This window comes from uncultured Roseibium sp. (genome assembly GCF_963675095.2).
Classification (GTDB): Bacteria; Pseudomonadota; Alphaproteobacteria; order Rhizobiales; family Stappiaceae; genus Roseibium.
The window spans coordinates 20,794-46,444 of the sequence record NZ_CAXXSJ010000027.1; the positions used below are offsets into that span (position 1 = coordinate 20,794).

General features: G+C 60.3%; 24 protein-coding genes and 1 pseudogene. 10 read left to right on the plus strand and 15 right to left on the minus strand.

Annotation, left to right across the window (positions count from 1 at the left end; translation table 11 throughout):
- Nucleotides 1-224: 224 nt before the first annotated feature.
- A complete protein-coding gene (locus ABIN98_RS09010) occupies nucleotides 225-2,621 on the minus strand; it encodes a HAMP domain-containing methyl-accepting chemotaxis protein (protein WP_346909320.1) in 2,397 nt (798 codons plus the stop codon).
- Between the two features lie 258 nt (nucleotides 2,622-2,879).
- On the minus strand, nucleotides 2,880-4,397 hold the full coding sequence (gene betC / locus ABIN98_RS09015) for a choline-sulfatase (protein WP_346909322.1): 1,518 nt from the start codon (nucleotides 4,395-4,397) through the stop codon (nucleotides 2,880-2,882).
- Nucleotides 4,398-4,596: 199 nt separating this feature from the next.
- Here betC and ABIN98_RS09020 point away from each other — a divergent pair, with 199 nt between their 5' ends.
- Together ABIN98_RS09020 and ABIN98_RS09025 are read left to right on the plus strand one after the other, a co-directional pair.
- Nucleotides 4,597-5,007, plus strand: a complete 411-nt coding sequence (locus ABIN98_RS09020; RefSeq protein WP_346909324.1) for a MerR family transcriptional regulator — start codon at nucleotides 4,597-4,599, stop codon at nucleotides 5,005-5,007.
- An 18-nt stretch (nucleotides 5,008-5,025) separates the two neighbouring features.
- Nucleotides 5,026-5,412: a carboxymuconolactone decarboxylase family protein gene (locus ABIN98_RS09025; protein WP_346909326.1), complete on the plus strand. Its 387-nt coding sequence runs from the start codon at nucleotides 5,026-5,028 to the stop codon at nucleotides 5,410-5,412.
- 202 nt (nucleotides 5,413-5,614) lie between these two features.
- Here the strand turns inward: ABIN98_RS09025 and ABIN98_RS09030 are convergent, their stop codons facing one another.
- The 3 genes from ABIN98_RS09030 to ABIN98_RS09040 all read right to left on the minus strand — a co-directional run bounded on the left by ABIN98_RS09030 (nucleotide 5,615) and on the right by ABIN98_RS09040 (nucleotide 8,373).
- Nucleotides 5,615-6,418 (minus strand): response regulator, encoded by an 804-nt coding sequence (locus tag ABIN98_RS09030; RefSeq protein ID WP_346909328.1) that lies wholly within the window; start codon nucleotides 6,416-6,418, stop codon nucleotides 5,615-5,617.
- Nucleotides 6,419-6,880: 462 nt separating this feature from the next.
- Complete coding sequence (locus ABIN98_RS09035; RefSeq protein WP_346909330.1) at nucleotides 6,881-7,372, minus strand: bacterioferritin; 492 nt, start codon at nucleotides 7,370-7,372, stop codon at nucleotides 6,881-6,883.
- Nucleotides 7,373-7,722: 350 nt separating this feature from the next.
- On the minus strand, nucleotides 7,723-8,373 hold the full coding sequence (locus ABIN98_RS09040; protein ID WP_346909331.1) for a peroxiredoxin: 651 nt from the start codon (nucleotides 8,371-8,373) through the stop codon (nucleotides 7,723-7,725).
- Nucleotides 8,374-8,493: 120 nt separating this feature from the next.
- On the opposite strand from ABIN98_RS09040, the gene ABIN98_RS09045 reads away from it, so the two are divergent.
- Entirely contained in the window at nucleotides 8,494-9,423 is a 930-nt protein-coding gene (locus ABIN98_RS09045; RefSeq protein ID WP_346909333.1) for a hydrogen peroxide-inducible genes activator, read from the plus strand.
- Here ABIN98_RS09045 and blaOXA read toward each other — a convergent pair.
- Both blaOXA and ABIN98_RS09055 read right to left on the minus strand, forming a co-directional pair.
- Nucleotides 9,389-10,207, minus strand: coding sequence for a class D beta-lactamase (gene blaOXA / locus ABIN98_RS09050; RefSeq protein WP_346909334.1), 819 nt, complete (start codon nucleotides 10,205-10,207; stop codon nucleotides 9,389-9,391). The two genes, ABIN98_RS09045 and blaOXA, sit on opposite strands and share 35 nt — an antisense overlap.
- A gap of 79 nt (nucleotides 10,208-10,286) precedes the next feature.
- Nucleotides 10,287-10,571: a SelT/SelW/SelH family protein gene (locus ABIN98_RS09055; RefSeq protein WP_346909336.1), complete on the minus strand. Its 285-nt coding sequence runs from the start codon at nucleotides 10,569-10,571 to the stop codon at nucleotides 10,287-10,289.
- A 151-nt stretch (nucleotides 10,572-10,722) separates the two neighbouring features.
- Here ABIN98_RS09055 and ABIN98_RS09060 point away from each other — a divergent pair, with 151 nt between their 5' ends.
- Nucleotides 10,723-11,574, plus strand: coding sequence for a choline kinase family protein (locus ABIN98_RS09060; RefSeq protein ID WP_346909338.1), 852 nt, complete (start codon nucleotides 10,723-10,725; stop codon nucleotides 11,572-11,574).
- On the opposite strand, the gene ABIN98_RS09065 is transcribed toward ABIN98_RS09060, so the two are convergent.
- The 4 genes from ABIN98_RS09065 to ABIN98_RS09080 form a co-directional block, all read right to left on the minus strand.
- Nucleotides 11,564-12,538, minus strand: a complete 975-nt coding sequence (locus ABIN98_RS09065) for a heparan-alpha-glucosaminide N-acetyltransferase (protein WP_346909340.1) — start codon at nucleotides 12,536-12,538, stop codon at nucleotides 11,564-11,566. The genes ABIN98_RS09060 and ABIN98_RS09065 overlap by 11 nt on opposite strands.
- 291 nt (nucleotides 12,539-12,829) lie before the next feature.
- On the minus strand, nucleotides 12,830-13,240 hold the full coding sequence (locus ABIN98_RS09070; protein WP_346909342.1) for a DUF3775 domain-containing protein: 411 nt from the start codon (nucleotides 13,238-13,240) through the stop codon (nucleotides 12,830-12,832).
- Nucleotides 13,241-13,812: 572 nt separating this feature from the next.
- On the minus strand, nucleotides 13,813-13,989 hold the full coding sequence (locus ABIN98_RS09075) for a hypothetical protein (protein ID WP_346909344.1): 177 nt from the start codon (nucleotides 13,987-13,989) through the stop codon (nucleotides 13,813-13,815).
- Nucleotides 13,986-14,285 carry a hypothetical protein gene (locus tag ABIN98_RS09080; RefSeq protein ID WP_346909346.1) on the minus strand — a complete coding sequence of 100 codons (300 nt, stop codon included), beginning with the start codon at nucleotides 14,283-14,285 and terminating at the stop codon, nucleotides 13,986-13,988. The genes ABIN98_RS09075 and ABIN98_RS09080 overlap by 4 nt, the downstream gene beginning before the upstream one ends.
- Before the next feature lie 251 nt (nucleotides 14,286-14,536).
- Here ABIN98_RS09080 and ABIN98_RS09085 point away from each other — a divergent pair, with 251 nt between their 5' ends.
- Together ABIN98_RS09085 and ABIN98_RS09090 are read left to right on the plus strand one after the other, a co-directional pair.
- Complete coding sequence (locus tag ABIN98_RS09085; protein ID WP_346909348.1) at nucleotides 14,537-15,664, plus strand: hypothetical protein; 1,128 nt, start codon at nucleotides 14,537-14,539, stop codon at nucleotides 15,662-15,664.
- A 119-nt stretch (nucleotides 15,665-15,783) separates the two neighbouring features.
- The gene (locus ABIN98_RS09090) at nucleotides 15,784-16,983 is read left to right on the plus strand and encodes a pyridoxal phosphate-dependent aminotransferase (RefSeq protein WP_346909350.1); all 1,200 of its coding nucleotides are present in this window, start codon (nucleotides 15,784-15,786) and stop codon (nucleotides 16,981-16,983) included.
- 172 nt (nucleotides 16,984-17,155) lie between these two features.
- Here the strand turns inward: ABIN98_RS09090 and ABIN98_RS09095 are convergent, their stop codons facing one another.
- Nucleotides 17,156-17,905 carry a glucose 1-dehydrogenase gene (locus ABIN98_RS09095; protein ID WP_346909352.1) on the minus strand — a complete coding sequence of 250 codons (750 nt, stop codon included), beginning with the start codon at nucleotides 17,903-17,905 and terminating at the stop codon, nucleotides 17,156-17,158.
- A gap of 86 nt (nucleotides 17,906-17,991) precedes the next feature.
- On the opposite strand from ABIN98_RS09095, the gene ABIN98_RS09100 reads away from it, so the two are divergent.
- Both ABIN98_RS09100 and ABIN98_RS09105 read left to right on the plus strand, forming a co-directional pair.
- Nucleotides 17,992-18,363 carry a helix-turn-helix domain-containing protein gene (locus ABIN98_RS09100; protein WP_346909353.1) on the plus strand — a complete coding sequence of 124 codons (372 nt, stop codon included), beginning with the start codon at nucleotides 17,992-17,994 and terminating at the stop codon, nucleotides 18,361-18,363.
- Between the two features lie 288 nt (nucleotides 18,364-18,651).
- Nucleotides 18,652-19,134, plus strand: coding sequence for a DUF992 domain-containing protein (locus ABIN98_RS09105; protein WP_346909354.1), 483 nt, complete (start codon nucleotides 18,652-18,654; stop codon nucleotides 19,132-19,134).
- 89 nt (nucleotides 19,135-19,223) lie between these two features.
- Here the strand turns inward: ABIN98_RS09105 and ABIN98_RS09110 are convergent, their stop codons facing one another.
- Complete coding sequence (locus tag ABIN98_RS09110) at nucleotides 19,224-19,517, minus strand: hypothetical protein (protein WP_346909355.1); 294 nt, start codon at nucleotides 19,515-19,517, stop codon at nucleotides 19,224-19,226.
- 300 nt (nucleotides 19,518-19,817) lie between these two features.
- On the opposite strand from ABIN98_RS09110, the pseudogene ABIN98_RS09115 reads away from it, so the two are divergent.
- Both ABIN98_RS09115 and msrP read left to right on the plus strand, forming a co-directional pair.
- Nucleotides 19,818-21,927 (plus strand): annotated as a pseudogene (locus ABIN98_RS09115) (elongation factor G).
- A gap of 177 nt (nucleotides 21,928-22,104) precedes the next feature.
- Nucleotides 22,105-23,067: a protein-methionine-sulfoxide reductase catalytic subunit MsrP gene (gene msrP / locus ABIN98_RS09120; protein ID WP_346909356.1), complete on the plus strand. Its 963-nt coding sequence runs from the start codon at nucleotides 22,105-22,107 to the stop codon at nucleotides 23,065-23,067.
- Nucleotides 23,068-23,697: 630 nt separating this feature from the next.
- On the opposite strand, the gene ABIN98_RS09125 is transcribed toward msrP, so the two are convergent.
- A complete protein-coding gene (locus ABIN98_RS09125; protein WP_346909357.1) occupies nucleotides 23,698-24,594 on the minus strand; it encodes a LysR family transcriptional regulator in 897 nt (298 codons plus the stop codon).
- A gap of 45 nt (nucleotides 24,595-24,639) precedes the next feature.
- Nucleotides 24,640-25,605 carry a thioredoxin-disulfide reductase gene (gene trxB, locus ABIN98_RS09130; protein ID WP_346909359.1) on the minus strand — a complete coding sequence of 322 codons (966 nt, stop codon included), beginning with the start codon at nucleotides 25,603-25,605 and terminating at the stop codon, nucleotides 24,640-24,642.
- Nucleotides 25,606-25,651 lie beyond the last annotated feature (46 nt).

Genomic DNA, 25,651 nt, shown 5'->3' on the forward strand with positions numbered 1-25,651 from the left:
CTGCCTTGCCCCGGATCTTCTGTCCGGAGAAGCAGGCGGCTTGGGTCCTTTCGAAGGGGCCGGATTCCGGCTTTTCCCAGAAGGGCTTACGCAGGGCGCGTGTCATTCCGCGGTCCCGATATGAGCGCCCGCATTGCGGCGGATTTTAGGCTGGGAACGTGAGCTAAAAAAATAATTTTGCCGGAGGCGGGAACGTGTTCCGCGCCTCCGGGCAATTCATCCTTTTAGGCTGCCGCCACGTCCTTGAGGAAGGTTTCGATCCGCTGGGTCAGGGCGCCGAGCTGCCGTGTGGCCTCGTCGGTCACCTGTTCGACCTGTTGCGCCGACTGGCTGGTTTCGCCTGACCCTTGCGATACGATGCGGATGTTGTCCGTGACGTGGGCTGTACGCTCTGCGGCGACGCTGATGCTGGTGGATATCTCGGCGGTCGCCGTCGACTGCTGTTCGACCGAACCGGCCATGGCGGCGGCGGTCTCGTTGACGGCCTCCATCATGCTCATGATGCCGGTGATCGCCTGGACGGCCGAGTTGGTGGACTGCTGGATTTCCGAGATATGGGTGGAGATTTCATCTGTTGCCCGGGCGGTCTGGCCCGCCAGCGACTTCACCTCGGAGGCGACGACGGCAAAGCCCTTGCCGGCTTCCCCCGCGCGCGCGGCCTCGATGGTCGCGTTGAGAGCGAGCAGGTTCGTCTGCTCCGCGATCTCCTGGATGAGTGACACCACATCGCCGATGCGTTCGGCTGCCCGGGACAGGCCGCGCACCTGTTCGGTCGAGGTTCTGGTCGCGCCGGTGGCTTCTTCCACACGTCCCAGCGTGTCGGTCACCTGACGGCCGACTTCCTGTACGGAGGCGGTGAGTTCCTCGGTAGCGGCCGCAACGGTCTGCACGTTGTCCGTGGCATCGCGAGAGGCCTGGGACACCTCCTCGCTCTTGCCGCTGGTGTTGGAGGCGATCCCGGACAGGAGCTCCGCGGTGGCTTCCAGCTGCTGCATGTTTTCCGTGACGGCCGACAGGGCGGTCTCGATGTCCTGGCGGAATTCAGCAACCAGCTGATCCATCTTGTGCTGGCGGTGCTGAGCGGCGTTCGAATTCGCGCGCTGCTCTTCCTCAAGACGGAAACGGTCATGTTCCCGGTCACGGAAGGTGCCGATGGCACGAGCCATGTCGCCGATCTCGTCGCGCCGGTGCTCTGCAGGGATATCCAGATCGGTTTGCCCGTCCTGCAGGTGGCGCATGGCGGCGGTCAGGCGCCTGAGAGGCGTCATGATCGTGCGTGACAGCATGACCGCAAGCAGGGCGCTGATTGCCAGCGCCAGGCCGAGGGCCGCCACGATTTCGATTTTCGCGCTTTGCCCGGAGACGACGGCCTGGGTGCCGGACTGTTCGCTGATCCGGCGCGCAGCATCGGTCAGGCTGGCGACCGTGTTCGAAAAGGCGTTGTCCGCCGTATTCAGAGCCTCGGTTGCCGTCATGACCTCGGCGAAAGTCTCGGGCACCTTGGCCGTTGCCGCCTGGGCTTCGGTAATCAGCGCCGCAACAGATCCGTTCAGAACTTCCAGAACATCCTTGTCGCCAGCCTCCGACACGGTCTTGGTCCGGTTTTCAGCCATGTTGGCGGAGACCCTGGACATCTCGTCGAGGATGCCCTGGAGAACCGTTGCCGCCTCGGCGGAAGGCTGCTTCAGGTAATCGGCATAGGTACTCCGGATGCTGACTGCACCACGGGCCAGGGTCTGGGTGTTGGTCGACAGGCGGGCGATGGCCGCATTGACCGTTTCGAAGGCGCGGAGTTCCGCCTTCATGTCCGCAATCGGCGTCTTGACCGCGGTTTGCAGGTCGCCGATCAGTTTGGACAGCGTGTTCACGGCCGGTGCGGCGTCGCTTGTGCCGATATCCTTTGCCAGGTCCTTGGTCTGCTTGAGAAGATCCTTCACCAGATCCTTGACGCTGTCGAGCTTGACGGCCCTGCGCACGGCCTTGGCGTCCTTCTCCAGATCCTTGATCTGTTTCACAGCATCCTTGGCAAGCTTCCCGTTAGATTGCTCCGCCAGTTCGGCGACGGCTTTGCCGATCAGGACGACGGCAACACGCATGTCGCTGATCCGCGATTCCACGCCGGACAGGTTCTGCAGCTTGCCTTCATTAACCAGAGTGGCGGCAACCCGCTGGCTTGCCAAAGCCTCGATCTGTCCGAAGGCGGTGTTGGTCGTTGCCAGCAGGCCGGTGGTCATGTCGTTGAGGACCTGAACGGCGCTATCGCGATCCTGGCGGGCGGCGGCAAGCGTATCGAACGCGCCGTCCAGTTGCCCGGTAATGGCGGTCAGTTCGTTCGCTTCGTCGGGACGGGCGGCTGCAAGCCTGTCGGCCCGGCCGGTGATGGAGGTGATTTCGGTGCGAACCGCATTGGAGGCTTCGTCCGTTCCGGACTGTCCGAAGTCGCCCAGATGGCGCAGAAGGCCGGGCACATTGCCCATAATGCCGCTAGCTTCATTGGCAACGGAAACGGTGCGTTGCACCTGTCCGGCGGCAATGAGACCGCTGGCACCGACGCCGACCGCACACAGCAGCATGACACCCAGACCGCCCATGAACTGGGTCTTGACCGAGAGCTGCGGCAACCGGCTACGCTTTTTCGAGGATAGGCTCGAAGAAGTTGAGTCTTCCGACCCGTCGTGCCCGGTCGATCGATTGAACAGCACTGTCACACCCCGCTGAAGATGCCCATGACGATACCTCCCGCCATTTTTATCGGGGTAAAACTCTAAGGAAGTGCAAAGGAATGAGCGGGTTGGACAGCCTCCGTCCCGATTTTCTGCTTCTTTTTTGTGCGCGGGCGATCTTCTGAGCAGTTTCTGCCATGGCACGGGTCGGCTGCCTTACTCTCCTCTCGGAAACCGCTGGCTCTCTTCCACCTGGTTCAGATCCATGTGATTGCGCATATAGCGTTCGGAGGCTTTTTGCAGCGGTTGGTAGTCCCAGGGGAAATAGGCGCCGTTCCGGAGCGCCTCGTAGACGACCCAGCGCCGGGCCTGGGATTGCCGCACATCCGCGTCGAAGGCGGCCATGTCCCAGGTGTCGTGGACTTCCGCCGCGAGTTCCGCTGCAACGTCGATGAAGGCGGTGTCCTGCGCGAGGTTGTTCAGTTCCAGCGGGTCTCTTTCCAGATCGAAAAGCTGCGGCGGATCCAGTTCGCAATGGACGTATTTGTAGCGGCCGCGGCGGAGGCCGACCAGCGGCGCGTAGGAGGCTTCCGCGGCATATTCCATACGTACTGACGACGCGCGGCCGGCGCCGTTCGCCAGCGGCACCAGGCTTTCGCCATCGGTCCAAGGCATGATTTCGCCCATGTCGATGCCGGCGAGATCGGCCAGCGTCGGCAAGACATCAAGGGTGCTCACCGGCGCCTCATAGAGCCCGGCCGGCATGCCGGGATCCGCGACCATAAGCGGCACACGGGACGCGCCCTCGAAGAAGGTCATCTTGAACCACAATCCGCGCTCGCCGAGCATGTCGCCGTGGTCGGAGACGAAAACGATCGTCGTGTCCTCTGTGAGACGCATGGCATCGAGGGCAGCCAGAATCTCGCCGATCTTGTCGTCCAGATAGGAGATATTGGCGAAATAGGCCCGGCGCGAGCGGCGGATGTCCTCCTCGGAGATGGCGAAACTGCGCCAGTCGTTGGCGTCGAAGATGCGTTTCGAATGCGGGTCGTGCTCTTCATAGGGGATGGCGGGAACTTCCGGCAGCAAGTGTTCGCAATCCTCGTAGAGGTCCCAGTATTTTTTGCGCGCCACGTAAGGGTCGTGCGGGTGGGTGAAGCTGACGGTCAGCATCCACGGACGGTCGTATTTTCCGCGGCCGTAGTCGTAGATCTTACGCACCGCCTGGAAGGCGACGTCGTCGTCATATTCCATCTGGTTGGTGATTTCCGCGACGCCGGCGCCGGTGACCGAGCCCATGTTGTGGTACCACCAGTCGATCCGCTCACCGGGCTTGCGGTAGTCGGGCGTCCAGCCGAAGTCGGCCGGATAGATATCCGTGGTCAGCCGTTCCTCGAAACCGTGCAATTGGTCCGGTCCGACGAAGTGCATCTTGCCGGAGAGGCATGTGGTGTAGCCTGCTCGGCGCAGATGATGGGCGTAGGTCGGAATGTCGGAGGCGAACTCGGCGGCATTGTCATAGACACGCGTACGCCTGGGAAGCTGCCCGGACATGAAGCTCGCCCGTCCGGGGGCGCACAGCGGTGACGCGGTATAGGCGTTGCGGAAGCGGGCGGAGCGGTCGGCGAGCCTCTTCAGGTTCGGCGTGTGCAGAAACCCGGCGGGCCCGTCGGGAAACAGCGTCCCGTTCAGCTGATCCACCATCAGGACGAGAATGTTCTTGGCGTGGCTCATCGGGGGTCTCCGCGGTAAGGGGGGCAGGCCTCCCGGTTTTTCTAGCGTTTTTTTGAATGCTCGATCAATAAAAACCGTCGCTTTGTGGATGACAGGCGTCTTGCGGCCATTGTTGGAGCGAAAACCGAAAATCGGTTCTTGACCTGGAGTGCACTCCAGCACTTAGGGTCTGCCAAATCGTCCTGTTCGGAGAACGTCCATGCTGATCGGTGATCTTGCGGAAAAGTCGGGGCTCAGCGTCGATACGCTGCGCTACTACGAAAAGATCGGGCTGATCCCGAAGGCGCCGCGCGATGGCGGTGGCCGGCGGATCTATGATGCGACAATGCTGCGGTGGATCGATTTTCTCGACCGGCTGAAGGCAACCGGCATGGGGATCAAGGATCGGTTGCGGTATGCGGACCTGCGCGGCAAGGGGGGGGCTTCGCTCACGCCACGCCGGCAGATGCTGGAATGCCACCGGGACAGGGTGGCGGAAGACATTGCCCGGCTCACCGACATGCTGGGCGTTCTGGACGACAAGATCGCCCTCTATCGGAAGATGGAAGCGGGTGAAACCGTCGATCCGTCTTTCGAAAGCTGTGCCCGGACCGAACACGGCGCGCAGTGACCTTTAAAGGACAGATGAATGAGCACTGCACTGGAACGCGGCCGTGAGCTGACGAAAAGGCTGAACCCGGATCTGGAACAGATCCTCGATGATCGATATGGCGCGCTGCTGCCGGATTTCGCGGAAAGCCTGATTGAATGGGCCTACGGCCGGCACTATGCCCGCCCGGGCCTGGATTTGAAGACCCGACAACTCTGCACGATTGCGGCGCTGACGGCGCTGGGCGGACAGACCGGTCCGCAATTGAAAATCAACATCGAACACACGCTTGCGGCAGGAGCGAGCCGGACCGAGATTGTCGAGGCGATCTGGCAGATGGCGGTTTATGGCGGCCTGCCGGCGGCAATCAACGGGCTGAATGCCGCAATGGACGTGTTCGCCGAAGACGACCGGTCTGCCGCCTGACGGGAGCCGCGGCTTTGAAACACCCGGACGGAGGCATGTCGTTTGCCTTCGTTCGGCCCTATGGGGTACTCCAGAATTGCATCGACCGTGATGGCGGATTAACGGAGAAGCTCAACCGAGCTTGCATCCATCAAATGATGGCCGTCACGGATGTTGACCATGTGAAATGTTTCAGTGCGGCCCGACCGGAAACGGGTTCCGGTCAGGTCATGGCGAACATGCGCACATGTTTTGAAAAGCGCGAGTGCCGCAGCCGGAACAGGTGGTGCAGGATGGAATCCACGTCGGCCGGGTAAAAGGGCTTGCGCAGGAACGCGCGTGCGCCCACGCGCTGGGCCGCCTGGTCGAGATCATCGCTCATTTCCGTCGACATCAGGATGACATCCGCATCACCCTGGTAGGCTGCCAGCCGTTCGGCCAATTCGATCCCGCTCATGTTCGGCATGTTGAAGTCGGTGAAAATGATCCGGTAGTCCTTTTTCTTGACCGCTTCGATTGCGCTCGGGCCATCTTCGGCATGGTCGATCCGAAGGTCGAAAATACTCTTCTTCAGGATTTTCTCGACGAGGCGGCGAACGGTCGAGGAATCGTCCACGAGGAGAACGTCGTAGGACCTGTGAATGGCTTCATAGGTTTCGATGATCTGGCGGATCTGGGCATTTTTGAAAGGCTTGGTCAGGAAATCGTAGGCGCCGAAGGACCTAAGCTTCTTTTCCGATGCCTCGCTCAATTTGTCCGACATGGAGACGGCGAATGTTCGGGCCCCGGTGACATGGATGGCCGCCATGACTTCAATGCCATTCAGTTGCGGCATGTTGATATCGAGAAAAGCCAGGTCGAAGGTTTCCATGCTGAGTTTTCGCACAGCATCATGACCGTCGTGAGCGATCGAGATTTCAACATCCCGACCGGTTTCGTGGAGGCCCCTTGCAATGAATTTGCATACCGTAGAGGAATCGTCAGCGATGATGACTTTTATGGGGGTCTTCTTGTTTTCGCCTTGCATAGCCGGGGATCACCCTCTTGGGTTTTGGTCCTTCAGTCCGGCAAAACTGGAAAATAATGTTTAATATCTGATGATGATTATTCTGTTCGGTTTAAAATCATCGTCATGGCTGACAATTATATTGTCAATATTACGGAACATGAATCTATTTTTTCGCGAGCGCAGTTCTGCTTTAAATTGACGTAGCCGTTGCAGGTGGGCCGGCAGGGATGTTGTGTGCCTTCCTCCTCAGCTCGTGCGCCGTTCAGAGACATGTCTGACAGGTGTTCGGGGACATGGTTGACACGTCCGCAACCCGTTTTGACCGACGTGAGTAGCCTTACGACCCTGCCGGCGGGAGATTCGCCCGCGGCGTCATCTATGTGACGAACAGAGGGGGAGAGCCGAACCCCCGGCAAGACGGCTAAATCGGGCATGTTGCCGATAAAGCCTCCTGCCGAAGGGAAAGGAAGGGCGACGTGCCTATTCGCTTTCGGCGTCGTGGCCGGTCGAGATATGTTTCGAAACGTAGGTCTTTTCGCCGATCCGCTCGAGGAGGTCGAGTTGCAGTTCCAACCAGGACATGTGACCTTCCTCATCGAGGACGATCTTTTCGAAGAGGGTCCGCGATCCGATATCGCCGGCGGCCGCGGCCTCCTGTGAGGCCTTGGTGTAAAAGCTGATCGCGTCCTTTTCGTCGGCGAGGTCGGCTTCGAACATGTCCTTCAGCGTCTGGGCACGTTCCGGCTGTTTTGCAAATTTCAGTTCCGGCGAGCCTTTGAGGAACATGATCCGGGCCATGAATTCGTCGGAATGGCCGAGTTCTTCCTGCATTTCCTCGCGCATCTGGGCGGCCAGCTTGTCCATGCCCCAGTCTTCGAGCACGTGCGCGTGCAGCTGGTACTGATGGGCCGCGCTGAGTTCCATGGAAACGGCGGTCTGCAGGTTGGCGAGTGTTTTCTTGCGGTCGCTCATGATGAAATCCCCAATGCTGATGACAGTGTCGAAACTGCGAGCCGGGACCCGGCTCCACAGTGATGTTGACGGCTTCCTTTTCCAGTGTCGGGCGGAGCGCGGCATCGCACGAAACGCTCCGCCCTTGGCGCGGCCCCGTCCGCCGCGCTGTTAGGGAGGTCCGGGAGGGCCGGACCTCTAGCTAGTGCGGTGGATTTGAAATACGCCTCATTTCCACCGCGGATGCCGACGCGTATTTCAAATCCGTAAACCGCACTAGAAACATATACTTGCTAGTCACCCCTTTGAATCTGAAGTTCGTTTGGAGTGCGCTGAGACATAAGACGAACTTCAGATTCGGGTGACTAGGATCAGAGGGACTTCTTGGAGAAGTACCAGTCCACGTAGTTGTAGCCTTCGCTGGCGCGGGCTTCGGCGCCTTCGGCGGTTGCCGGCGGCGGGACGATGACATCCTCACCCGGCTGCCAGCCTTCCGGGGTCGCCACCTTGTTGGCGTCCGAGGTCTGGAGGGCGGTCACAAGGCGCAGGAATTCCGGGATCGAACGACCGTTGGACATCGGATAGTAGACCATGGCGCGCAGAACGCCGTCCGGATCGATGACGAAGGTCGCCCGCACCGCGGACGTATCGGATGCACCGGGCTGGATCATGCCATAGGCCTTGGCCACGTCCATGGAAAGATCGGCGATGATCGGGAAGGGGATCTCGACGCCGAATTTCTCCTTGATGTTGCGCATCCAGGCGATGTGGGCGTAGTGGCTGTCGATGGACAGGCCCAGCAGCTCGCAGTTCAGCTTCTTGAAGTCCGGCGCGGCCTTGGCGAAGGCCATGAATTCGGTGGTGCACACAGGCGTGAAATCGGCCGGGTGCGAGAACAGGATCAGCCACTTGCCTTTATAGTCGCTGAGGCTGATTTCGCCATGGGTGGTCGGGGCGGTGAAGGCCGGTGCCGGCTTGTTCAGCTGCGGCATGGCCGGGCGGGCGATAAGGTCGTTTTCCATCTTGGTCTCCTTGGGTTGGTAATTTCGCTAAAGTGAAAATAGGTGCTTGCGATAAAATAGTGAAACGGATTAGTTTGATCTCAGTAATCGGTTATTTCGATAAGTCGGATGGTCCTGCCAGTGATCCTACCCAGTCTCCGCCAGCTTGAATTCCTTGTGGCGCTCGCCGATGAGCAGCATTTCGGCCGTGCCGCCGAAAAATGCCATGCCAGCCAGTCGACCTTGAGCGCCGGGCTTAAGGAACTGGAAGCGACCCTGAAGGTCGTCGTTGCCGAACGCACGCGCCGGTCGGTCACCCTGACGCCGATCGGCAAGGAACTGGCGGCCCGGGCGCGCCGGCTTCTGGCGGATGCCAAGGCGATGGTGGATTATGCGGCGGCGAATATGGGTGTCCTGTCCGGCGATCTCAGGCTGGGCGCCATCCCGACGCTCGCGCCATATCTCCTGCCGCAAATCGTCCCGGAAGTGCGGCGGAACTATCCGGATCTCAAGCTTTATCTGCGGGAAGCCAAGACCGACGACCTGTTGCACAGCCTGCATGCGGGGGAGGTCGATGCCGTCCTGCTGGCCTTGCCGTATGAAATCGGGGATCTCGCGGTCTTTCCCTTGTTTGAAGACAATTATCAGTTGGCAATCCAGCCGGATCACCCTCTGGCCAAACGCCCCCGGCTGTCCGGCGAGGACCTGACCGACATCCAGATGATGCTTCTGGAGAAAGGTCATTGCCTGCAAAGGCATGCGCTGTCCGCCTTTGCGCCGCTGGGCCCGCAGCAGGACCTGACCTTCGAGGCGACCAGCCTGCCGACGCTGGTTGCCATGGTGGCGGAAGGGCTGGGCGCGACGCTGTTGCCGGACATCGCGATCGATGCCGGTGTTGCCGAGGGCCAGGACGTGGCGCTGGTCCCCCTGAAAGGCGCGCATCCGCGCCGGATCGCGTTCGTCTGGCGTAAGACGTCGCCGCGCGGAGCGGAACTGGAACTGCTGGGAGAGGCCATCATACGGATCCGGGACGCGGTCAAAACGCCTGGTCCAGATCAACCGGGTTCGTGAACAGGTCTTCGAGTATGCCGTCCCGGGCCCGGAAACCCGGCGGTGACGTCTGACGTTGGCTGTCCTGGATAAGGCGGGCAAAGACGACCATCTTCCCGTTCTTTTCCGCCCAGCCGACAAACCAGCCGAAGGGCTGCCCCTTGAGGAGTGTGCCATCCGCATCGCGCGGCAAGCCGGCTCCAGTCTTGCCGTGAACATGCCAGCCGGCGGGCTGTCGGCCATAATCGGTGATCTCGGCCGTATGTTGGACGGCTTCGGCACGGACCGGCAATTCGCCGCGGATCAGTTTGCGCAGGAACGCCACCTGTTCCGCCGGCGAAATCTGCAGGGAGGAACTGAGCCAGGCAGCGGTCAGACCGTTGTTCTTGCCTGGATCGCCTGACACGTCTTCATTGCCGTAACCGAAGGCCTTCACATAGTCGGCATAACGCTTGTCGCCGAGGCGCGTGGTAATCTGCTGGGAGTACCAGACCACGGAATCCCGCATCCATGTTCGGGGCGAGGTTGTTTTGCGCCAATTGGGCCGCCAGTCCACATAACCTTTCCTGAACGGCAGGACCGGCGACGAGGCGTCTTTCAGGACACCGGCATCGTAGCCCATCAGGCTGATGGCGATCTTGAAGGTGGAGGCAGGCGACATGCGGCTGTCGCAGTCGCCCTGCTCAACGAGACGCGCACCGTTTTCGGCGTTGAGCACAATCGTGCACAGGGTTCGGGTTTCCGCATGAACCGCCGTCACGCAGGAGGCGAACAAAAATCCGAAGGAGAAAAGCAGGGCTTTCATTGGGCCAGCCGATCCTCTTACGTGTCAGGTCCGATCCTTAAGGAGGAGGAGTGGTCAAATTGCAGCAGATGCAGATGACCTAACGGTCCGAATGACCGAGATCCATTTCCGGCCAGACCAGATCGCGGACGCGCTGCTTGAGAACCTTGGCCTCGGGAAAGCCGCCATCGACCGTCCGGTCCCAGACGGTCTTGCCGTCACAGGTGATGATGAAGGTGCCGCCGGTGCCCGGAATCAGGGACAGGGAACCGACTTCCTCGGAAAACGTCGACAGGATTTCCTGTGCCATCCAGGCGGAGCGGAGCAGCCAGCCGCATTGGCGGCAATAGGTAATGGTGATATGCGGGGAAGGCAGGTCTTGCATGGGTTCCGTCCGGATGAAGCGGTAAGGTGAGGGGCCCGAAATAGGCCTGAAAAGAAAAGTTGAGTAATTAGTGCCACAAAAGAGATCCCGTCCGCCAGCCTCGGATTCGACTTTTCCTGCATCGGCTTACGAGGAGGGTGCTCACGCGGCTGTGAAGGCCGCGCTGCGACAGTATCCGGAGCTGCGGGAGGCCGTTGGTACGGTGCAGTCCGTTACCCGGCTGGACGGACTGACGAACCGGGTCTATCGGGTTACGACGGCAGACGGCGATTTCGTGCTTCGGCTGCCGCGGGCGGAGAATGCCGGGCTGATCGACAGGGAAGCGGAAGCGCACAATCTCGCGCTTGCCTGGGAACGCGGGTTTGCGCCGCCTGCGGTCATTCTCGACCCCCGCTCCGGAATATTGCTCACCCGGGCGATTGAACCGAGGCCGGCGTCAGAGCGGGTCGGGCCGACCGCGCTGGGCCGGATCGTTGCCGACTTGCATTCGGCGCCGCTTGCGTTTCGCGGTGTGACCGATCCGGACAGCCTGATTGACCGCCAGCGCGCAGACCTGGATGCCCATACCGACCTTGTAGCTTCCTTCGAGCCACTTGCCGACGTGCTGGAACGGCTGGGACCTGTATCGGATGTTTTCGCGCCTGTTCCAAGCCACGGAGACCTGTCCCCAGGAAACGTTCTTTCCGGTTTTGACGGACCGGTTCTGATCGACTGGGAGTATTCGGCCATGGCCAATCCCGCCTGGGATCTCGCCTATGCGATCCTGGAACATGACTTCGACGCGAGCGAAGAACGGGCATTCCTGGCGGCTTATGCGGAGACAGGAAACTCAGGGACCGGCCTGTGCCTGGAGGTACTCAAGATGAAGATCCGCTGCGATGCGGTTTCCATGCTTTGGGCGCTCGGTCAGGCAACGAAGGGTAACAACTCCACCGATTTCGAAGCCTTTGCCCGAACCCGGCTAAAACGGGCGCTGGACACCTATTCCAACCTCAGCGGATAGGCGTTTGGGTGCTGTCAGCGGGAAAGGTGCAGGCGTTGTAGTGGTTGTTCATGTCCTGCAGCAGCTCCGGATCTTCCGGGTTGGTCAGTAAAGGTTCCCAGAGGCCGTCTTCCTTCAAGGTCGTCAAGGTGCAGGCGCAGATGGTTTTGCATTGCGCCTCAGAGCCGCCGGCCAATACGCAGCGCTCGACGCAGCTCTCCTGAAAGCCGAGCGCGATCCGGTCTGGGGCAAAACCGGCAGCGGCGACCAACCACACCAGTCCGTAGAGGACCGGCTGATGCACCAGATAGATTGCCAGGGACCTGCGACCGCAGAAGCGGATCAGGCGGCCCGGCCATGAGGCCAGGCGCAGGGGGCGGACCGCTTCGAGCAGAGCCGGCATGCCCGGGGTCTTGAAGACCGCGACCCCCAACAGGACCGCTGCTGCCCAAGGCGCAAGCGGCACATAGTCGACGGACCCGGAAGCCGGTGTCCCCAGACCCGTCCATAAAAAGAGATCGCCGTCAAAGACCGGGCTGCTTGCCCAGTGGGGCATCGTGTAGACGACGACCGCCGCGGCATAGGCGAACAGGACCGGCAGGCGCACGAACGGCAGGGCGATCAGGCTGCCGGCCGCGATCGAGTGCAGGATGCCAAAACGCACGAAGATGCCGGAGAAGGTGAAATAGGTCCCTGCGGATACAGCAAGGGCTGCGGCAACGATCACGGCCTCCCGTTTCCAGAAAGCCTTCCAGCGGATGCCTTGACCATGGGCCAGAACGAGGCTGGCGCCGGCGAGGAAGAGAAAGGAGCCGGCGATAGCGCCGGAGAAGATCCGCCAGCCCGGCCCGTCAGAAACCGGCCAGCCGACGAAGCCGAACCAGGAAAGATCCCAGGACAGATGATAGGCGATCATCGCCAGGATCGCGAAGCCTCGAAGGGCATCGATCACCGGAATGCGCGACATGGTCAAAGGTCGCGCCATGAGAGGCTGGTGGCGCCGTATCTAGCTTCCGAAGGCAAGCAGCATAGAGCAGACCACCGCGGCCAGGGCGATAATGCCACCGACAAGGGGCCACGGAGACGGTTTGTGAGCGGTAAAGGTGTCACTTTCCGAATGGTCCTGGAACATTGCCTAAAAGCTCCTTGCTCCTGAATGTCGCTGATTGACAGCCTGCAGGACCCAAGAAGTTTCGTGAAGTTGGTAAATGAACCGTTAACCGGGTTTTCCAAAAGAACCTTCCGGTGACGCGCTGTGCCGTTGGAAAAGCGCTGGTCAGAGATCAAGCGCGTCGAGGCCGTTTTCCAGATAATCCGGCAGAAGTGGCATGCCGATCAGGTAATCGGCGGTCGGACCGACTGCGCGCTCCCGGGCTTCTTCCACAGCCTGTTCGAAATCTTCCGCATCGAAATCGCCGCGGCCGATCCAGGCAATGGCAACCAGTTCGGCGGCTTCATCGACATTGAGGTCTTCGATCAGTTCGCGCAGCTCTTCGTCGGACAGGTCGTCGTTTTCCTCTTCCGCAAGGCCGTCATGGCTATGGGTGTCGGACAGGGTCTCCTCATCGAACTCGATTTCCCCTTCGTGACCGTCTTCGAAGGTGTCTTCGAGGGCGGACGAAGCGGCACGGGCCTTCTGGGCCAGAAGGCGGATTGTATCCGCGGAGAGGGTCAGATTGACGTCCATGGCAGGCTCCCAATTGCTTTTGATTTCTTTATGGTTCGGGTCACGCCGCTTCGCAACGGTTTTGTACGTCGATCCTATCGGTCTGCACGCAAGATGGCGTCGATGGACGACAGGAAATCCTCTGTTTAAAAAAGCCAAACCGCTCGGGTCGAATACGCCGATCCGCGCGGTCCCGGTCCTCCAGTTGAATCAAGATAAAGCTGGAGTTATCCCCGGAATTCAGCTGATTTCTCCGGGAAAACACTTATATAGCGCTTTCCCGGCGAAATATCTTGCACGAATGCAAGCCTGCCGATTAGCATTTGTTTCAAGGAAAGTGCTCCGGAAGAAACCTTGTTGCCGCAGTGAAGCTCCGCTATCGGGGGCAAACGGGCAGTATGGGGGGGGGAGCCGGATCTGAAAAGGCAGAAAAACCTGATTACCGGGGGCGGACCGGGCACTCGGGGGCCAACGACAGCGATCTGGTGGTTGTCGTTGGCTCCCAGCTTGGTCTTAGGTTCGCAACCTGTTTTCCCGGGTGCGGTCTTGAGCGATCTGCCGAAACAACTCTCATTATTTTTGTCAGCACGGCTTCATCTTGAATATGAGGTATCCGTCGTTTGCGCCGCGTTGGACTGATCGGGGCGCCATGCCGCTGCTACCGTCAGGGTCAGGGCAAGGACAAGCCCGATGGTGATGGCTATGAGCAGCGGGCGCGCTTCATGCAACATCGGACTGGCCGATGCCTTCTTGAGTTTTGTCCGGATCACTGTTCGTAGCTCCGCGATGACGTTACGCTAACCCTGACCAAAGCTGAATCCAGGTCGGCGTCGCCGCCGTTGATGCCGGCCAGTTCTGCGCCGAGCCGACCGGCGAGGAAGAGCGTCGCGGTGACCATCGCAATGAAGGCGGCGCTCAGCAGAAGAAGCAGGTTGTTTTGCGGAAACGCGATGCCGGCGACCAGCGCCAGCAGCGCTAACGTCGACAGGGCAGCGACCTTCAACAGAACGCGGTTGTCTTCAGTTTCATCCTGGAAATCGGCTTCACGATTTTTTCTCCGGACCATCGCTCAATCCTCCAATGGCTTCGACACGAAGACAATGGCTGTCGATTGGGCCGGGTTGCCGACCGATTTTAGGCGCTTCCGGTGTCATTTCGTGACCGGATTGTGGTCGCAATTCGCGACGGCGAGAGGCGAAGAAAAGAGAGTTGTCAGATGTTTGGCATTGTCTGAATCGTCTTCATAACTTTTTTGCTTTTAAGCCCGATCATGCTTTCCAATCCATGTATTGCCGCAAAGATCGGCCAGGCACGCGAATGAGTACACAAGTAGCGCAACGTCGGGAACCGGCCGAGACTGCGGTCTCTGATGCCGCGAAGGCTCCCGAAGATGAAAAGGACACGCTGGGCCCGGCACTTCATCTGGCGGGGCTCCAGTTTTTCATCGCCGATATCAGCCGCAAGACCATCTTGTGGAATGAGAGCGGGTCGCAAAGCTTCAACAGCGAGATCAAGGATCTTCAGGAAGCACAATCCGCTCAGGCGTTGCGCCTGCTCACTCCGGAGGACCGCAAGACCATTCTGCGTCTGGTTCAGGGGGCGATCAGGGAAGGCAAGGCCGGGCCCTATGATGTTGGCGGCGGCGCCGACCACCGTATTCCGGGCGTTCCGCTCATGGCCTACCGCTATGAGCTGGAAGGCGGCAGGCTGCTGGCCATCTGTTTTCCCTCCCTTGGTGAGGACGATGCCAATCCGGGCAATATCGTCCTGGGCCTTGCGCCGATCCTGCAGCACTTCGTTGCGAGTTCGAACCGGATTGTGCTTCTGGTGGACAATTTCGGCTATGTCCGCTTTGCCAGTTCCGGGTTCCTCCAAAGCTTCCAGATCCCCGATGCCAAGCTGATCCTGGGCCGCAACATCGCCCATATCCAGAAAAGGGTCGGCCGGTCCATCGTGTCGCTGGCGTTGACCGCGCTGGCGCGCCGGCAAAGCGCGACCGGCCGGGCCAAGTTCCTGCTGGCTTCCTCGGACAACGTGGAACTGACCTATGAGGCCATGTATTTCCGGTTCGGCAGCAGTGTTGGCGGTGTTCTGTTTTCAGCGGGCCATGCCGCAGGCGACGTGGACTACGCACAGGTCTTTGACATCTGCGGTGCGCCGATCATCGTGGTCAATACCTCGAACCGCATGATCGTTGCGGCGAACAAATCTGCGCTCAAGGCCTATCATCTGACGCAGGACTCGATCGATCAGAATCCGATCACGGAGACGCTGCTGCATCCCAGAAGTTACGCCACGCTTCTGGAAGCGGCCCAGAAAAACGTCGACGTGCCTCAGTCGGTGGTGGTCAACAGCCTGAACGGCCAGTCTAAGAAGAAGCGCCTGAAGGCGACGTTGATCGACGCGGACCGCACGCCGAAGCTGATCCTGGAAGCCCGTTCCTGAACTAGTCTCACAAATAGCGTCTTTTTTGCGCCGAAAAGCGGGGCTTTGTCTTGCTTGTTGCGTTGCAGAGGACTACGGTCCGCCGCGCTTAAAACTTCCCGTTTCCCATGGAGGGCATTATGGGCTTTATCGCCGACGCGCTGGCGCGAGTTAAACCATCCGCGACCATTGCAGTCACCAACAAGGCAGCTGAACTGAAAGCCTCGGGTATGGACGTCATTGGCCTGGGTGCCGGTGAGCCGGACTTCGATACCCCGGACAATATCAAGGCAGCCGCGATCAAGGCGATCAACGAGGGCAAGACCAAGTACACCAAGGTGGACGGTATCCCCGAACTGAAGGCTGCGATCTGCGCCAAGTTCAAGCGGGAAAACGGCCTGACCTACACGCCGGACCAGATCACGGTCGGCACCGGCGGCAAGCAGGTGCTCTACAATGCCCTGATGGCGACCCTGAACCCGGGCGACGAAGTTATTATCCCGACGCCCTACTGGGTGAGTTACCCGGACATGGTTCTTCTGGCCGGTGGCACACCGGTGATCGTGGAAGCCGACAAGTCGACCTTCAAGATCACGCCGGAAGCGCTCGATGCGGCGATCACGCCGCGCACCAAGTGGATCATCTTCAACTCGCCGTCCAACCCGTCGGGGGCCGCCTATACGGAAGCGGAACTCAAGGGTCTGACGGACGTGCTGATGAAGCACCCGCATGTCTGGATGATGACCGACGACATGTACGAGCACCTGGTCTACGACGACTTCAAGTTCACCACGCCGGCCCAGATCGAGCCCGCGCTTTACGAGCGCACGCTGACGGTCAACGGGGTGTCCAAGGCCTATGCCATGACCGGCTGGCGCATCGGCTATGCCGGCGGTCCGGCCGAGCTGATCAAGGCGATCGCCAAGATCCAGTCCCAGTCGACCTCCAACCCCTGCACGATCTCGCAGTGGGCGGCGGTCGAGGCCCTGAACGGCAGCCAGGATTTCATTCCGGTCAACAACGAGATCTTCAAGGGCCGGCGCGATCTGGTCGTCTCGATGCTGAACCAGGCGAACGGCATTCACTGTCCGGTTCCCGAAGGCGCCTTTTATGTGTTCCCGTCCTGCGCGGGCACCATCGGCAAGACCGCACCGTCCGGCAAGGTGATCGAAACGGACGAGGACTTCGTGACCGAGCTTCTGGAAGCCGAGGGCGTTGCCGTGGTTCACGGCTCGGCCTTCGGTCTCGGCCCGAACTTCCGCATCTCCTATGCGACCTCGAACGAGGCGCTGACGGAAGCCTGCACGCGCATTCAGCGCTTCTGCGGAAATCTGAAGTAAGGCCGGTCTTTTTCCGGTTCGAAAGGGCGGAGCGATTTCCGGCCTTTGAGCAAAAACTGTTGTCGCAAGTTACGCGGCTCTCGTTTCTCTGCCGGAGAAACGAGAGCCATGTTTCGTATCATGTGATGACCTGCCGCAGGCTCGTTCTGCTTCTTGCGACGCGCCCTGGCGCTCAGACTTGCGCATAACCTCCGTCGACGAAGACCTCGCTGCCGGTCATGAAACTGCTGTCGTCGGAGGCAAGGAACGTTGCGACTGCTGCGGTCTCGCTCGGATTTCCAATCCGTCCCAACGGTGTCTTGGCAACAAAGTCGGCGACGATCTCGTCCGCCATGCCCGTCTGCGCAAACAGATCCTTGATCGTTTCTGTTTCCGTCGCCCCCGGCGAGAGAACATTGACCCGGATGCCCGTGTCCTTCAGATCGAGCGCCCAACTCCGGGCGAAGTTACGAACCGCCGCCTTGGACGCGCTGTAAACGCTCATTTGCGGCGTGCCGGTCACGCCCACCGTCGAGCCGGTCAGGATGATCGATCCTCCCTGCTTCAGAAGCGGCAGTGCCTTTTGCACCGTGAACAATGTGCCCTTGACGTTGATGTCGAAGGTCCAGGCCAGATGCTCCGGAGTGATCTGTCCGAGAGGGGAAAAATCGCCAACGCCGGCATTTGCGAACAGGATGTCTATGGCTCCCTTCTCACGCTTGACCGTTGCATAGAGGCGATCGAGATCCTCTGCGTTTGTCGTGTCGCCGCGGACTGCGCTCGCTTTGTCGCCGAGTTCGGCCAGAGCCGCATCAATCGCCTCCTGCCGTCGGCCAAAGATATAGACGAACGCGCCTTCGGCGACGAACCGTTTGGCGGTAGCAAAACCAATACCACTCGCTCCGCCGGTGATAACCGCTGTCTTTCCTTCAAGTTTGCCCATGTTCAAATCTCCTTTGCTTGGGTGTATCCTGAAGCTAAGAGGTGATTTCTTTTGGACAAGTATGCACCTTTTGGTAAGTATGAAGAATGAAAGCGAACAATACCGAGATCACGCCCTTTATCTGCGGTCTGGACGCCGCACTCCGCGTCGTCGGGGGCAAATGGAAACCGCTTGTACTTTACTTTCTGGATGATGGGCCAAAACGGTATGGCGCGTTGAAACGCTCCGTGCGTGGGGTCAGCGACAAGATGCTGATTCAGCAACTGAAAGAGCTTGAAGCACACCGCATTGTTTCCAGAACCGATTACAAGGAGGTTCCGCCACGGGTCGACTATGCGTTGACCCCGCTTGGCAGGAGCCTGGCAGACGCCTTGAGGCCGCTTTGCATGTGGGGGGAAGAGAACTCCGATACGATTGCAGCCGCGCTTGCCGTGCACGAAAGGCGGAGTTCTTCTTAGACTTCAGGGCAATTTCTGCCAGCAGGTTTGCCTCGCGGCAATGATTGGGGAGAGAACCACCCTGCATTTGCGCCCGTGTTCAGCCTCGGGGTTGTGGAGCAATCCGTGTTTTTATTGCCCGGGGATCTGCCTGGCCTGACCCGAAATCGATTTTTCTCGATCAACACAATTGGGCCATAGGTTTGGTGTGTGACTGTCGCAGGCCGTCGGCGGGTTTATCCGGCGTGCCGGGGTTGGGAACCAAATGCCGTCCGTAGGCGTTACGGTCAGGTAGCATAGGAGTTGAGAATGAAACGTTTGATGCCGATTGCACTTTCCCTCGTTGCCGCGGCCGCCTCGGCGACCCCTCTGCTGGCAAAGGATGCGCCCGGTCTTCAGGTCGGCAAGCTGACTTGCGCCGTGACGGAGAAGACCAGCTTCATCGTCGGCTCGACGGCGACGCTCGGCTGCAATTACCAGCCGGCCACCGGAGGGGCCGTGCAGTATTACACCGGTACCATCAAGGACTATGGGATCGACATCGGAAGCATCGACAACGCGACGCTGATCTGGGGCGTGCTTGCGCCGAGCGCGGACATGCAGCCCGGGGCGCTGGAAGGCACCTATGGCGGGGTGACCGCGGGTGCAAGCCTCGGCGCCGGCCTGGAAGCGAATGCGCTGGTCGGCGGGCTGGACAAGTCGATCGCCTTGAACCCGCTCAGTATTCAGGGTGAAACCGGAACCAATATTACACTGGGTGTGAGCAAGCTCACGCTCAAGCTGATTAACTGATCCGGGTCAAAGGACCGATGAAGAAGGGCCGGCTTTTGCCGGCCCTTCCTGTTTTCGGACGGAACGCGCCAAAGCCGTCCCGACCGGTTTTATTTCGACGGTTGCGGACATCCTGCGCCGGTGGGAGAGGTGCAATCCCTCGAATTCTCGTTCATCCGATCCAGCTTCTGCCGCCGTTCGCTTTGTTCGATGGATTGCCGGGTGGAGAAGGTGCCGATCTGCTGGTCCTGCTGTCTCTGGAGCATGCCCTTGACCGACGGCAGGTTCGACCTGGGGTCGTCGGGGATCCCGCGCAACTGCTGGGTCTGGGCCTGTCCGCCGGCGGTCAGGCCGAGCAGAAGGATGGTGGCCAACAGGGCGGATTGAAGAACCTGTTTCGTCATGATGGGCGTTCCGGTTTCGTGACAGGCATTTTCCCTGAACGTTTCGCGGCTTGGCGGCATAGCCCGGTCCTGTGCGGAAGCGTTCTCCTCCAATATGGGCCGCCGTCCGCTCGCTTTCCATGCTGCGCTGCCGCATATGTTTCCCTTGCGTTATCGGTTCAATCGGCGCGACGATACCGGACCGCCCCCATGGCGGGGCGAGGCGCGGCGGGCCGCGTCCAGCCTGAATGAGCTGAGTTCATGTGTGGCCTTGTCGGCGCTGGTGAGGGTTTCAACCCCAGAACCAACGGGAGGCACTTCATGGCGCAAAGCAGTAAGGGCGGGCAGAACGACGGGGCCCGCGAAACAGCAGATAATTCCGGTTCCAGATCAGGTTCGGGCACGAGATGCATCGCACTGGTCGGACCGTTCGGCAGTGGCAAGACCAGTCTCCTGGAAGCACTTCTGGCGCGGACAGGGGCGGTGGCGCGCCAGGGAACGGTCGCAGGCGGCAATACGGTCGGCGACGGGTCTCCGGAAGCGCGTGCCCATGGCATGAGCGTGGAAGCGAATTTCGCGGAAACGGAGTATCTCGGCGATCGCTACAGCTTCATCGATTGCCCGGGGTCGGTCGAATTCCTGTCGGAAATGGAAGGGGTGCTCGACGGCGTGGATCTGGCCGTGGTCGTTGCGGAGGACGACGAACGCAAGGTACCTGCCTTGCAGCTGATCCTGAAAAGCCTGGAAGCCCGCGCTGTGCCGCGGGTTTTTGTTTTTGAACAAGATCGACAAGAGCATCCGGCGGGTGCGCGACGTGCTGCAGGTGCTGCAGCCGGCGTCCTCCGTGCCGCTGGTCTTGCGGCAGATCCCGATCTGGGAGGGCGGCGAGGCCAAGGGTTTTATCGATCTCGCCCTGGAACGGGCGCATGTCTACCACGAACAGGAGGAAAGCACCCTGGTCGACATGTCGGATGCGGACAGGGCCCGGGAGCTCGAAGCCCGCTATACAATGCTGGAAACGCTTGCCGATCATGACGACGATCTGATGGAAGCGTTGCTGGAAGATATCGCACCGGACCGGGATCTCGTTTTCGCAGATCTGGTCCGTGAACTGAAAGAGGGCCTGATCTGTCCGGTCTTCTTCGGCTCGGCGGAACACGGCAACGGCGTCGGGCGTCTCCTGAAGGCGCTCCGCCACGAAACGCCGGATGTGGCGGGCACGCGCGGCCGTCTTGCGGTGGACAGCAGAGGGGCTGCGGTTCAGGTGGTCAAGACGCTGCATACGCTCCATGGCGGCAAGCTTTCCATCGCCCGGATCCTGGGCGGGCAGGTGAGCGATGGCGACACGCTCCAACGGGCCGACGGCAGCGAAGTGAAAGTGTCCGGGGTGTTCACGATTTTCGGTCAGCAAGCGGTCAAGCGTGCGACAGCTGAAACCGGCGACCTTGTCGGCCTTGGACGGCTCGATGACGTGCAGACCGGTGAACGGCTGCAGATGTCAGCGCATGAAGTGGCCAATGGGGCCGGTCCAGCCGCGCTCAGTCTTCCCCAGCCGGTGTTGTCGATTTCCGTCGCAGCCGCCAGGCGTCAGGATGAGGTGCGATTGTCTTCGGCACTGGGCAAGCTGATCGAGGAGGACCCGTCTCTTTGCCTGCATCAGAGCCAGGCGAGCAGTGAAACCATGCTTGGCGGTCAGGGGGAGATGCACCTCCGGGTGGCCAAGGAACGGCTATCGGGCAAGTATGGCCTGAGCATCGATACGTCCGTGCCTCATGTGCCCTATCAGGAAACGATCCGGACGGGCACGAAGGTTCGCGGCCGGCACAAGAAACAATCCGGGGGACACGGCCAATTCGGCGATGTGGTTCTGGACATCAGGCCGCTGCCGCGCGGCGAAGGCGTTCAGTTCACCGATACGATCACCGGCGGCGTCGTGCCGAAGCAGTATATCCCCTCGGTGAAGGACGGTGTTACGGAAGCCCTGCAGGCGGGGCCGCTCGGCTTTCCCGTGGTGGATGTTGCCGTGTGTCTGACCGATGGGTCCTATCATTCGGTCGATAGTTCCGATCAGGCCTTCAAGATGGCGGGAATCCTTGGGATCCGTGACGGTTTGCCGGAGTGCAAGCCGGTGCTGTTGGAGCCGATCATGAAGGTTGTCGTGGTCTGCCCGAGCGATGCCACGGCCAAGATCAATGCGATCGTCTCCGCCCGCCGCGGCCAGTTGCTCGGGTTCGATGCCCGGCCGGGCTGGGACGGTTGGGACGAGGTCAATGCGCTGATGCCACAGGCTGAAATCGGTGATCTGATTGTCGAACTCAGATCGGCGACGGCAGGGGTGGCGAGCTATACTGCCGACTTCGACCACATGGCGGAACTCACCGGCAAGGCTGCCGACGATGCGCTGCGCCGCGCCGGACAGCAGGCTGCCTGAGACACCTCTGAGGAGCCCCTGCGCCGGTTCGCTCCGGCGCAGGGTTTTTTGAATGGGTTGCTCTTGCCGACTTTGGAATGAACGGTCACGGATTTTCAGCACCAAGTAACTCGGGCGTTATTTGCCTTTGATCTCCGATTTACCGATCTTCTGGGGCTAGATAAGGAGCGAGACGCCATGAACATCATTCACAAGCGGTCCTGGGAAATACCGGAAAGCGCGGCAACGCCAGAGGATGTCTTCTGGAACCGGCGGCGGTTTCTTGCCGGCCTCGGGGCAAGCGGACTGGCTCTGGGAGCCGGCGGTTTCGCGCGTCCGGCCTTTGCCGAGGACGATCCGAGCGCGAAGCTCTATCCGGTTCCGCGCAACGAGGCGTTCACGCTGGATCGCGACGTGACACCGGAATCCGTCACCTCCGTCTACAACAATTTCTATGAATTCGGGTCGCACAAACAGATTGCGCGCGCCGCCCAGGAGCTGCCGATCCGGCCGTGGAGCGTGGTGCTCGACGGGATGATCGACAATCCCCAGACAATCGATATCGACGACCTTCTGGCGAAAATGCCGCTGGAAGAGCGGCTTTACCGGCATCGCTGCGTCGAGGCCTGGTCGATGGCCGTGCCGTGGTCCGGTTTCCAGCTGTCCGAACTGGTCAAGATGGCCGGACCGAAATCGGGGGCCAAGTATCTGCGCTTCGAAACGTTCAAAAACCCCGATGTCGCCTCAGGTCAGAAACAGAGCTGGTATCCTTGGCCGTATGTGGAGGGGCTGACCATGGAAGAGGCGACCAATGAGCTGACATTCATGGCGACCGGCGTCTACGGAAAGCCGCTCGCCAAACAGTATGGTGCCCCGCTGCGGCTGGCTCTGCCCTGGAAGTACGGCTTCAAGTCGATCAAGTCGATCGTGCGCATTTCCTTCACCGACAAGCGTCCGGTGAGCTTCTGGGAGGAAATCCAGGCCTCGGAATACGGGTTCTGGGCGAACGTGAACCCTGAAGTCCCGCATCCGCGCTGGAGCCAGGCGAGCGAACGACTGCTTGGCACGGACGAACGCCGGGATACGCTGCTTTACAACGGCTACGAAGAGCAGGTCGCCTATCTCTACAAGGACCTGCAGGACGAGCGGCTGTTCATGTAGGGGCGAGCGGCCGAATTGGGCTGCTGAATGGGTCTGAAAAGAAAACAGGGCCGGCGCTTTTGGCGACCGGCCCTAAGTTTATGAAGATCCGCCGGGGGAGAGCGGATCTCGGGGAGGGGACGACGGACCGTTTCAGCCCGTCTTCCTCGATATGGGGATACCCGGTGGGTTACGCCAGAGGCTGCGACAAGCTGTCATGGAAAGATTGAAGCCGGAGGGTGGTGCGCCCGCATTCCGATCGTGCGGCGCAAAAAAAATGCCGGGTCAAGGACCCGGCAGTTTAGATTTGATTTCACCGCATGTAGCAGTGGAATCACCTTCCAGAGGGGAACAGCTGGCAGATGAGGCGCTGCTGGGAGGAACTAGCCGCGCCAACTGACCAACAGTGATGCTTATATGCAGTGCACAAGCTGGTGAAACAAGAGGCAGGTGCGCAGGTCTGATATGCGAAAAACGAATAGCTTTGATAAGTGCTTGAATTAAATATATAAAATTTTGATTTTTTGTGCAAAAAAGTGCTTTTACCGGTGCTATTTTCGAGACTTCAGAGGAAGTTCAGGCGCGAATCTTCCGACTCTGCATAATTTGCAGTCAAAATAGGCATGTCTGTTATGTGGGCATGCGCGGTGGTCAGTAGACCCAGGTTTCCGCGTTGGCGACCAGAAAGTCGCGGAACACCTTGACCCGTGCCGTATTCTTCAGTTCCGACGGATAAACGAAATAGGTGTCGAACGAGGGAACCTTGTCTTCCAGCTCGGTCAGGACCTGCACAAGGCCGCTGTCCTTCTCGATGATATAGTCGGGAAGGATGGCAATGCCGACACCGGCCTGCACGGCGCGTTTGATGGCGACCAGGTTGTTGACCTGCAAGACCGAGCGCCGCGGGTCCGATGGCGTTCGCCCGGCGGTGTCGAGCCAGTTCATGTCGCGCAGATAGGCCGGCGCCTGTTCGCCGAAGGTGACGATGCGGTGCTTGTCCAGTTCGTCGGTGCTGAGCGGCGTTCCGAAGCGTTTCAGATAGCTCGGTGCCGCATAGACGTGGAAATGCACGGTGAACAGCTTGCGCTGAATGAGGTCCGGTTGGGTCGGCAAGCGCAGCCGGATCGCGACATCCGCCTCGCGCATGCCCAGGTCCAGTTCATCGTCGTCGAAAATCAGCTGCAGTTCGACATCCGGATAGAGATTGATGAAGTCGTTGATCCGCGACGTCAGCCAGGTGGAGCCCAGACCAACGGTCGTCGTGACTTTCAAAACGCCGGATGGTTTATCCTTGCTGTCGGATAGTCGGCTCTGGACCGATTCCAGTTTCATCAGCACATCGGCAGCGGTTCGGTAAAGCAGCTCCCCCTGTTCGGTCAGCAAGAGCCCGCGGGCGTGCCGGTGAAACAGCGGCACGCCGAGATCCTGTTCCAGGGAGCTGACCTGCCGGCTCACGGCCGACTGGCTCAGGTTGAGCACATCTCCGGCGTGAGTGAAGCTGCCGGCCTGGGCGGCGGCATGGAAGATGCGCAGTTTGTCCCAATCCATGTCACGCGCCCCCGCTGGCTTATCGCATCAATCTTCGGTGTCGTCTTATTCCGCCGGCTCAGGTGCGGAGACTTCATGTTCCGCCAGAAAGCGTTCCGCTTCAAGCGCCGCCATGCAGCCCATACCGGCTGCGGTCACGGCCTGGCGATAGATGTCATCGGTCACGTCGCCGGCGGCAAAGACACCGGGGATGGCCGTCTTGGTGCTGTCGGGAGCGGTTTCCAGATAGCCGTTGGCTTTGAGCGGCAGCTGTCCCTTGAACAGCTCCACCGACGGCGCATGGCCAATGGCGATGAAGACGCCGTCGGTCGGAATTTCCTGGGTTTCGCCGGTCCTGGTGTTTTTCAGGCGTACGCCGGTAACGGCCTTCGGAATGCCGCCGCCCAGGATTTCGTCGACCGCATGGTCCCAGATCACCTCGATCTTCGGGTGCTTGAGCAGGCGATCCTGAAGGATGCGTTCCGCGCGCAGGCTGTCACGGCGATGCACAAGGGTCACCTTGGAGGCGAGGTTCGCCAGATAAAGCGCTTCCTCGACCGCCGTGTTGCCGCCGCCTACAACGACCACTTCCTTGTTGCGGTAGAAGAAGCCGTCGCAGGTGGCGCAGGCGGACACGCCGGCTCCCATGAAATCTTCTTCCGAAGGCAGGCCGAGCCAGCGCGCCTGGGCGCCGGTGGCAATGACCAGCGCGTCGGCGGTATAGGTCGTGCCGCTATCACCTTCCATGCGGAACGGGCGCTTGGAAAGATCGACCTTGAGGATCGTGTCATAGACGATCTTCGTGCCGACGTTTTCAGCCTGCTTCTGCATCTGTTCCATCAGCCACGGACCCTGGATCGGATCGGCGAAGCCCGGGTAGTTTTCCACCTCGGTGGTGATGGTGAGCTGGCCGCCCGGCTGGATACCGGCAACAAGCGTCGGTTCCATCATGGCACGGGCGCCGTAAATGGCCGCGGTATAGCCGGCAGGTCCCGAGCCGATGATGAAAAGCTTTGAATGCTCGGTGGTCATGGGTGAAGTGCCTCGTCTCGTTCGCCTTGCCTGTCGCGGGCGCCGT

Bases quoted from the DNA above. Each gene is read 5' to 3' on its own strand.
- betC (WP_346909322.1), bottom strand. From the start codon at position 4,397: ATGAGCCACGCCAAGAACATTCTCGTCCTGATGGTGGATCAGCTGAAC.
- ABIN98_RS09020 (WP_346909324.1), top strand. From the start codon at position 4,597: ATGCTGATCGGTGATCTTGCGGAAAAGTCGGGGCTCAGCGTCGATACG.
- ABIN98_RS09025 (WP_346909326.1), top strand. From the start codon at position 5,026: ATGAGCACTGCACTGGAACGCGGCCGTGAGCTGACGAAAAGGCTGAAC.
- ABIN98_RS09030 (WP_346909328.1), bottom strand. From the start codon at position 6,418: ATGCAAGGCGAAAACAAGAAGACCCCCATAAAAGTCATCATCGCTGAC.
- ABIN98_RS09035 (WP_346909330.1), bottom strand. From the start codon at position 7,372: ATGAGCGACCGCAAGAAAACACTCGCCAACCTGCAGACCGCCGTTTCC.
- ABIN98_RS09040 (WP_346909331.1), bottom strand. From the start codon at position 8,373: ATGGAAAACGACCTTATCGCCCGCCCGGCCATGCCGCAGCTGAACAAG.
- blaOXA (WP_346909334.1), bottom strand. From the start codon at position 10,207: ATGAAAGCCCTGCTTTTCTCCTTCGGATTTTTGTTCGCCTCCTGCGTG.
- ABIN98_RS09055 (WP_346909336.1), bottom strand. From the start codon at position 10,571: ATGCAAGACCTGCCTTCCCCGCATATCACCATTACCTATTGCCGCCAA.
- ABIN98_RS09065 (WP_346909340.1), bottom strand. From the start codon at position 12,538: ATGGCGCGACCTTTGACCATGTCGCGCATTCCGGTGATCGATGCCCTT.
- ABIN98_RS09070 (WP_346909342.1), bottom strand. From the start codon at position 13,240: ATGGACGTCAATCTGACCCTCTCCGCGGATACAATCCGCCTTCTGGCC.
- ABIN98_RS09080 (WP_346909346.1), bottom strand. From the start codon at position 14,285: ATGGTCCGGAGAAAAAATCGTGAAGCCGATTTCCAGGATGAAACTGAA.
- ABIN98_RS09085 (WP_346909348.1), top strand. From the start codon at position 14,537: ATGAGTACACAAGTAGCGCAACGTCGGGAACCGGCCGAGACTGCGGTC.
- ABIN98_RS09090 (WP_346909350.1), top strand. From the start codon at position 15,784: ATGGGCTTTATCGCCGACGCGCTGGCGCGAGTTAAACCATCCGCGACC.
- ABIN98_RS09095 (WP_346909352.1), bottom strand. From the start codon at position 17,905: ATGGGCAAACTTGAAGGAAAGACAGCGGTTATCACCGGCGGAGCGAGT.
- ABIN98_RS09100 (WP_346909353.1), top strand. From the start codon at position 17,992: ATGAAAGCGAACAATACCGAGATCACGCCCTTTATCTGCGGTCTGGAC.
- ABIN98_RS09105 (WP_346909354.1), top strand. From the start codon at position 18,652: ATGAAACGTTTGATGCCGATTGCACTTTCCCTCGTTGCCGCGGCCGCC.
- ABIN98_RS09110 (WP_346909355.1), bottom strand. From the start codon at position 19,517: ATGACGAAACAGGTTCTTCAATCCGCCCTGTTGGCCACCATCCTTCTG.
- msrP (WP_346909356.1), top strand. From the start codon at position 22,105: ATGAACATCATTCACAAGCGGTCCTGGGAAATACCGGAAAGCGCGGCA.
- ABIN98_RS09125 (WP_346909357.1), bottom strand. From the start codon at position 24,594: ATGGATTGGGACAAACTGCGCATCTTCCATGCCGCCGCCCAGGCCGGC.
- trxB (WP_346909359.1), bottom strand. From the start codon at position 25,605: ATGACCACCGAGCATTCAAAGCTTTTCATCATCGGCTCGGGACCTGCC.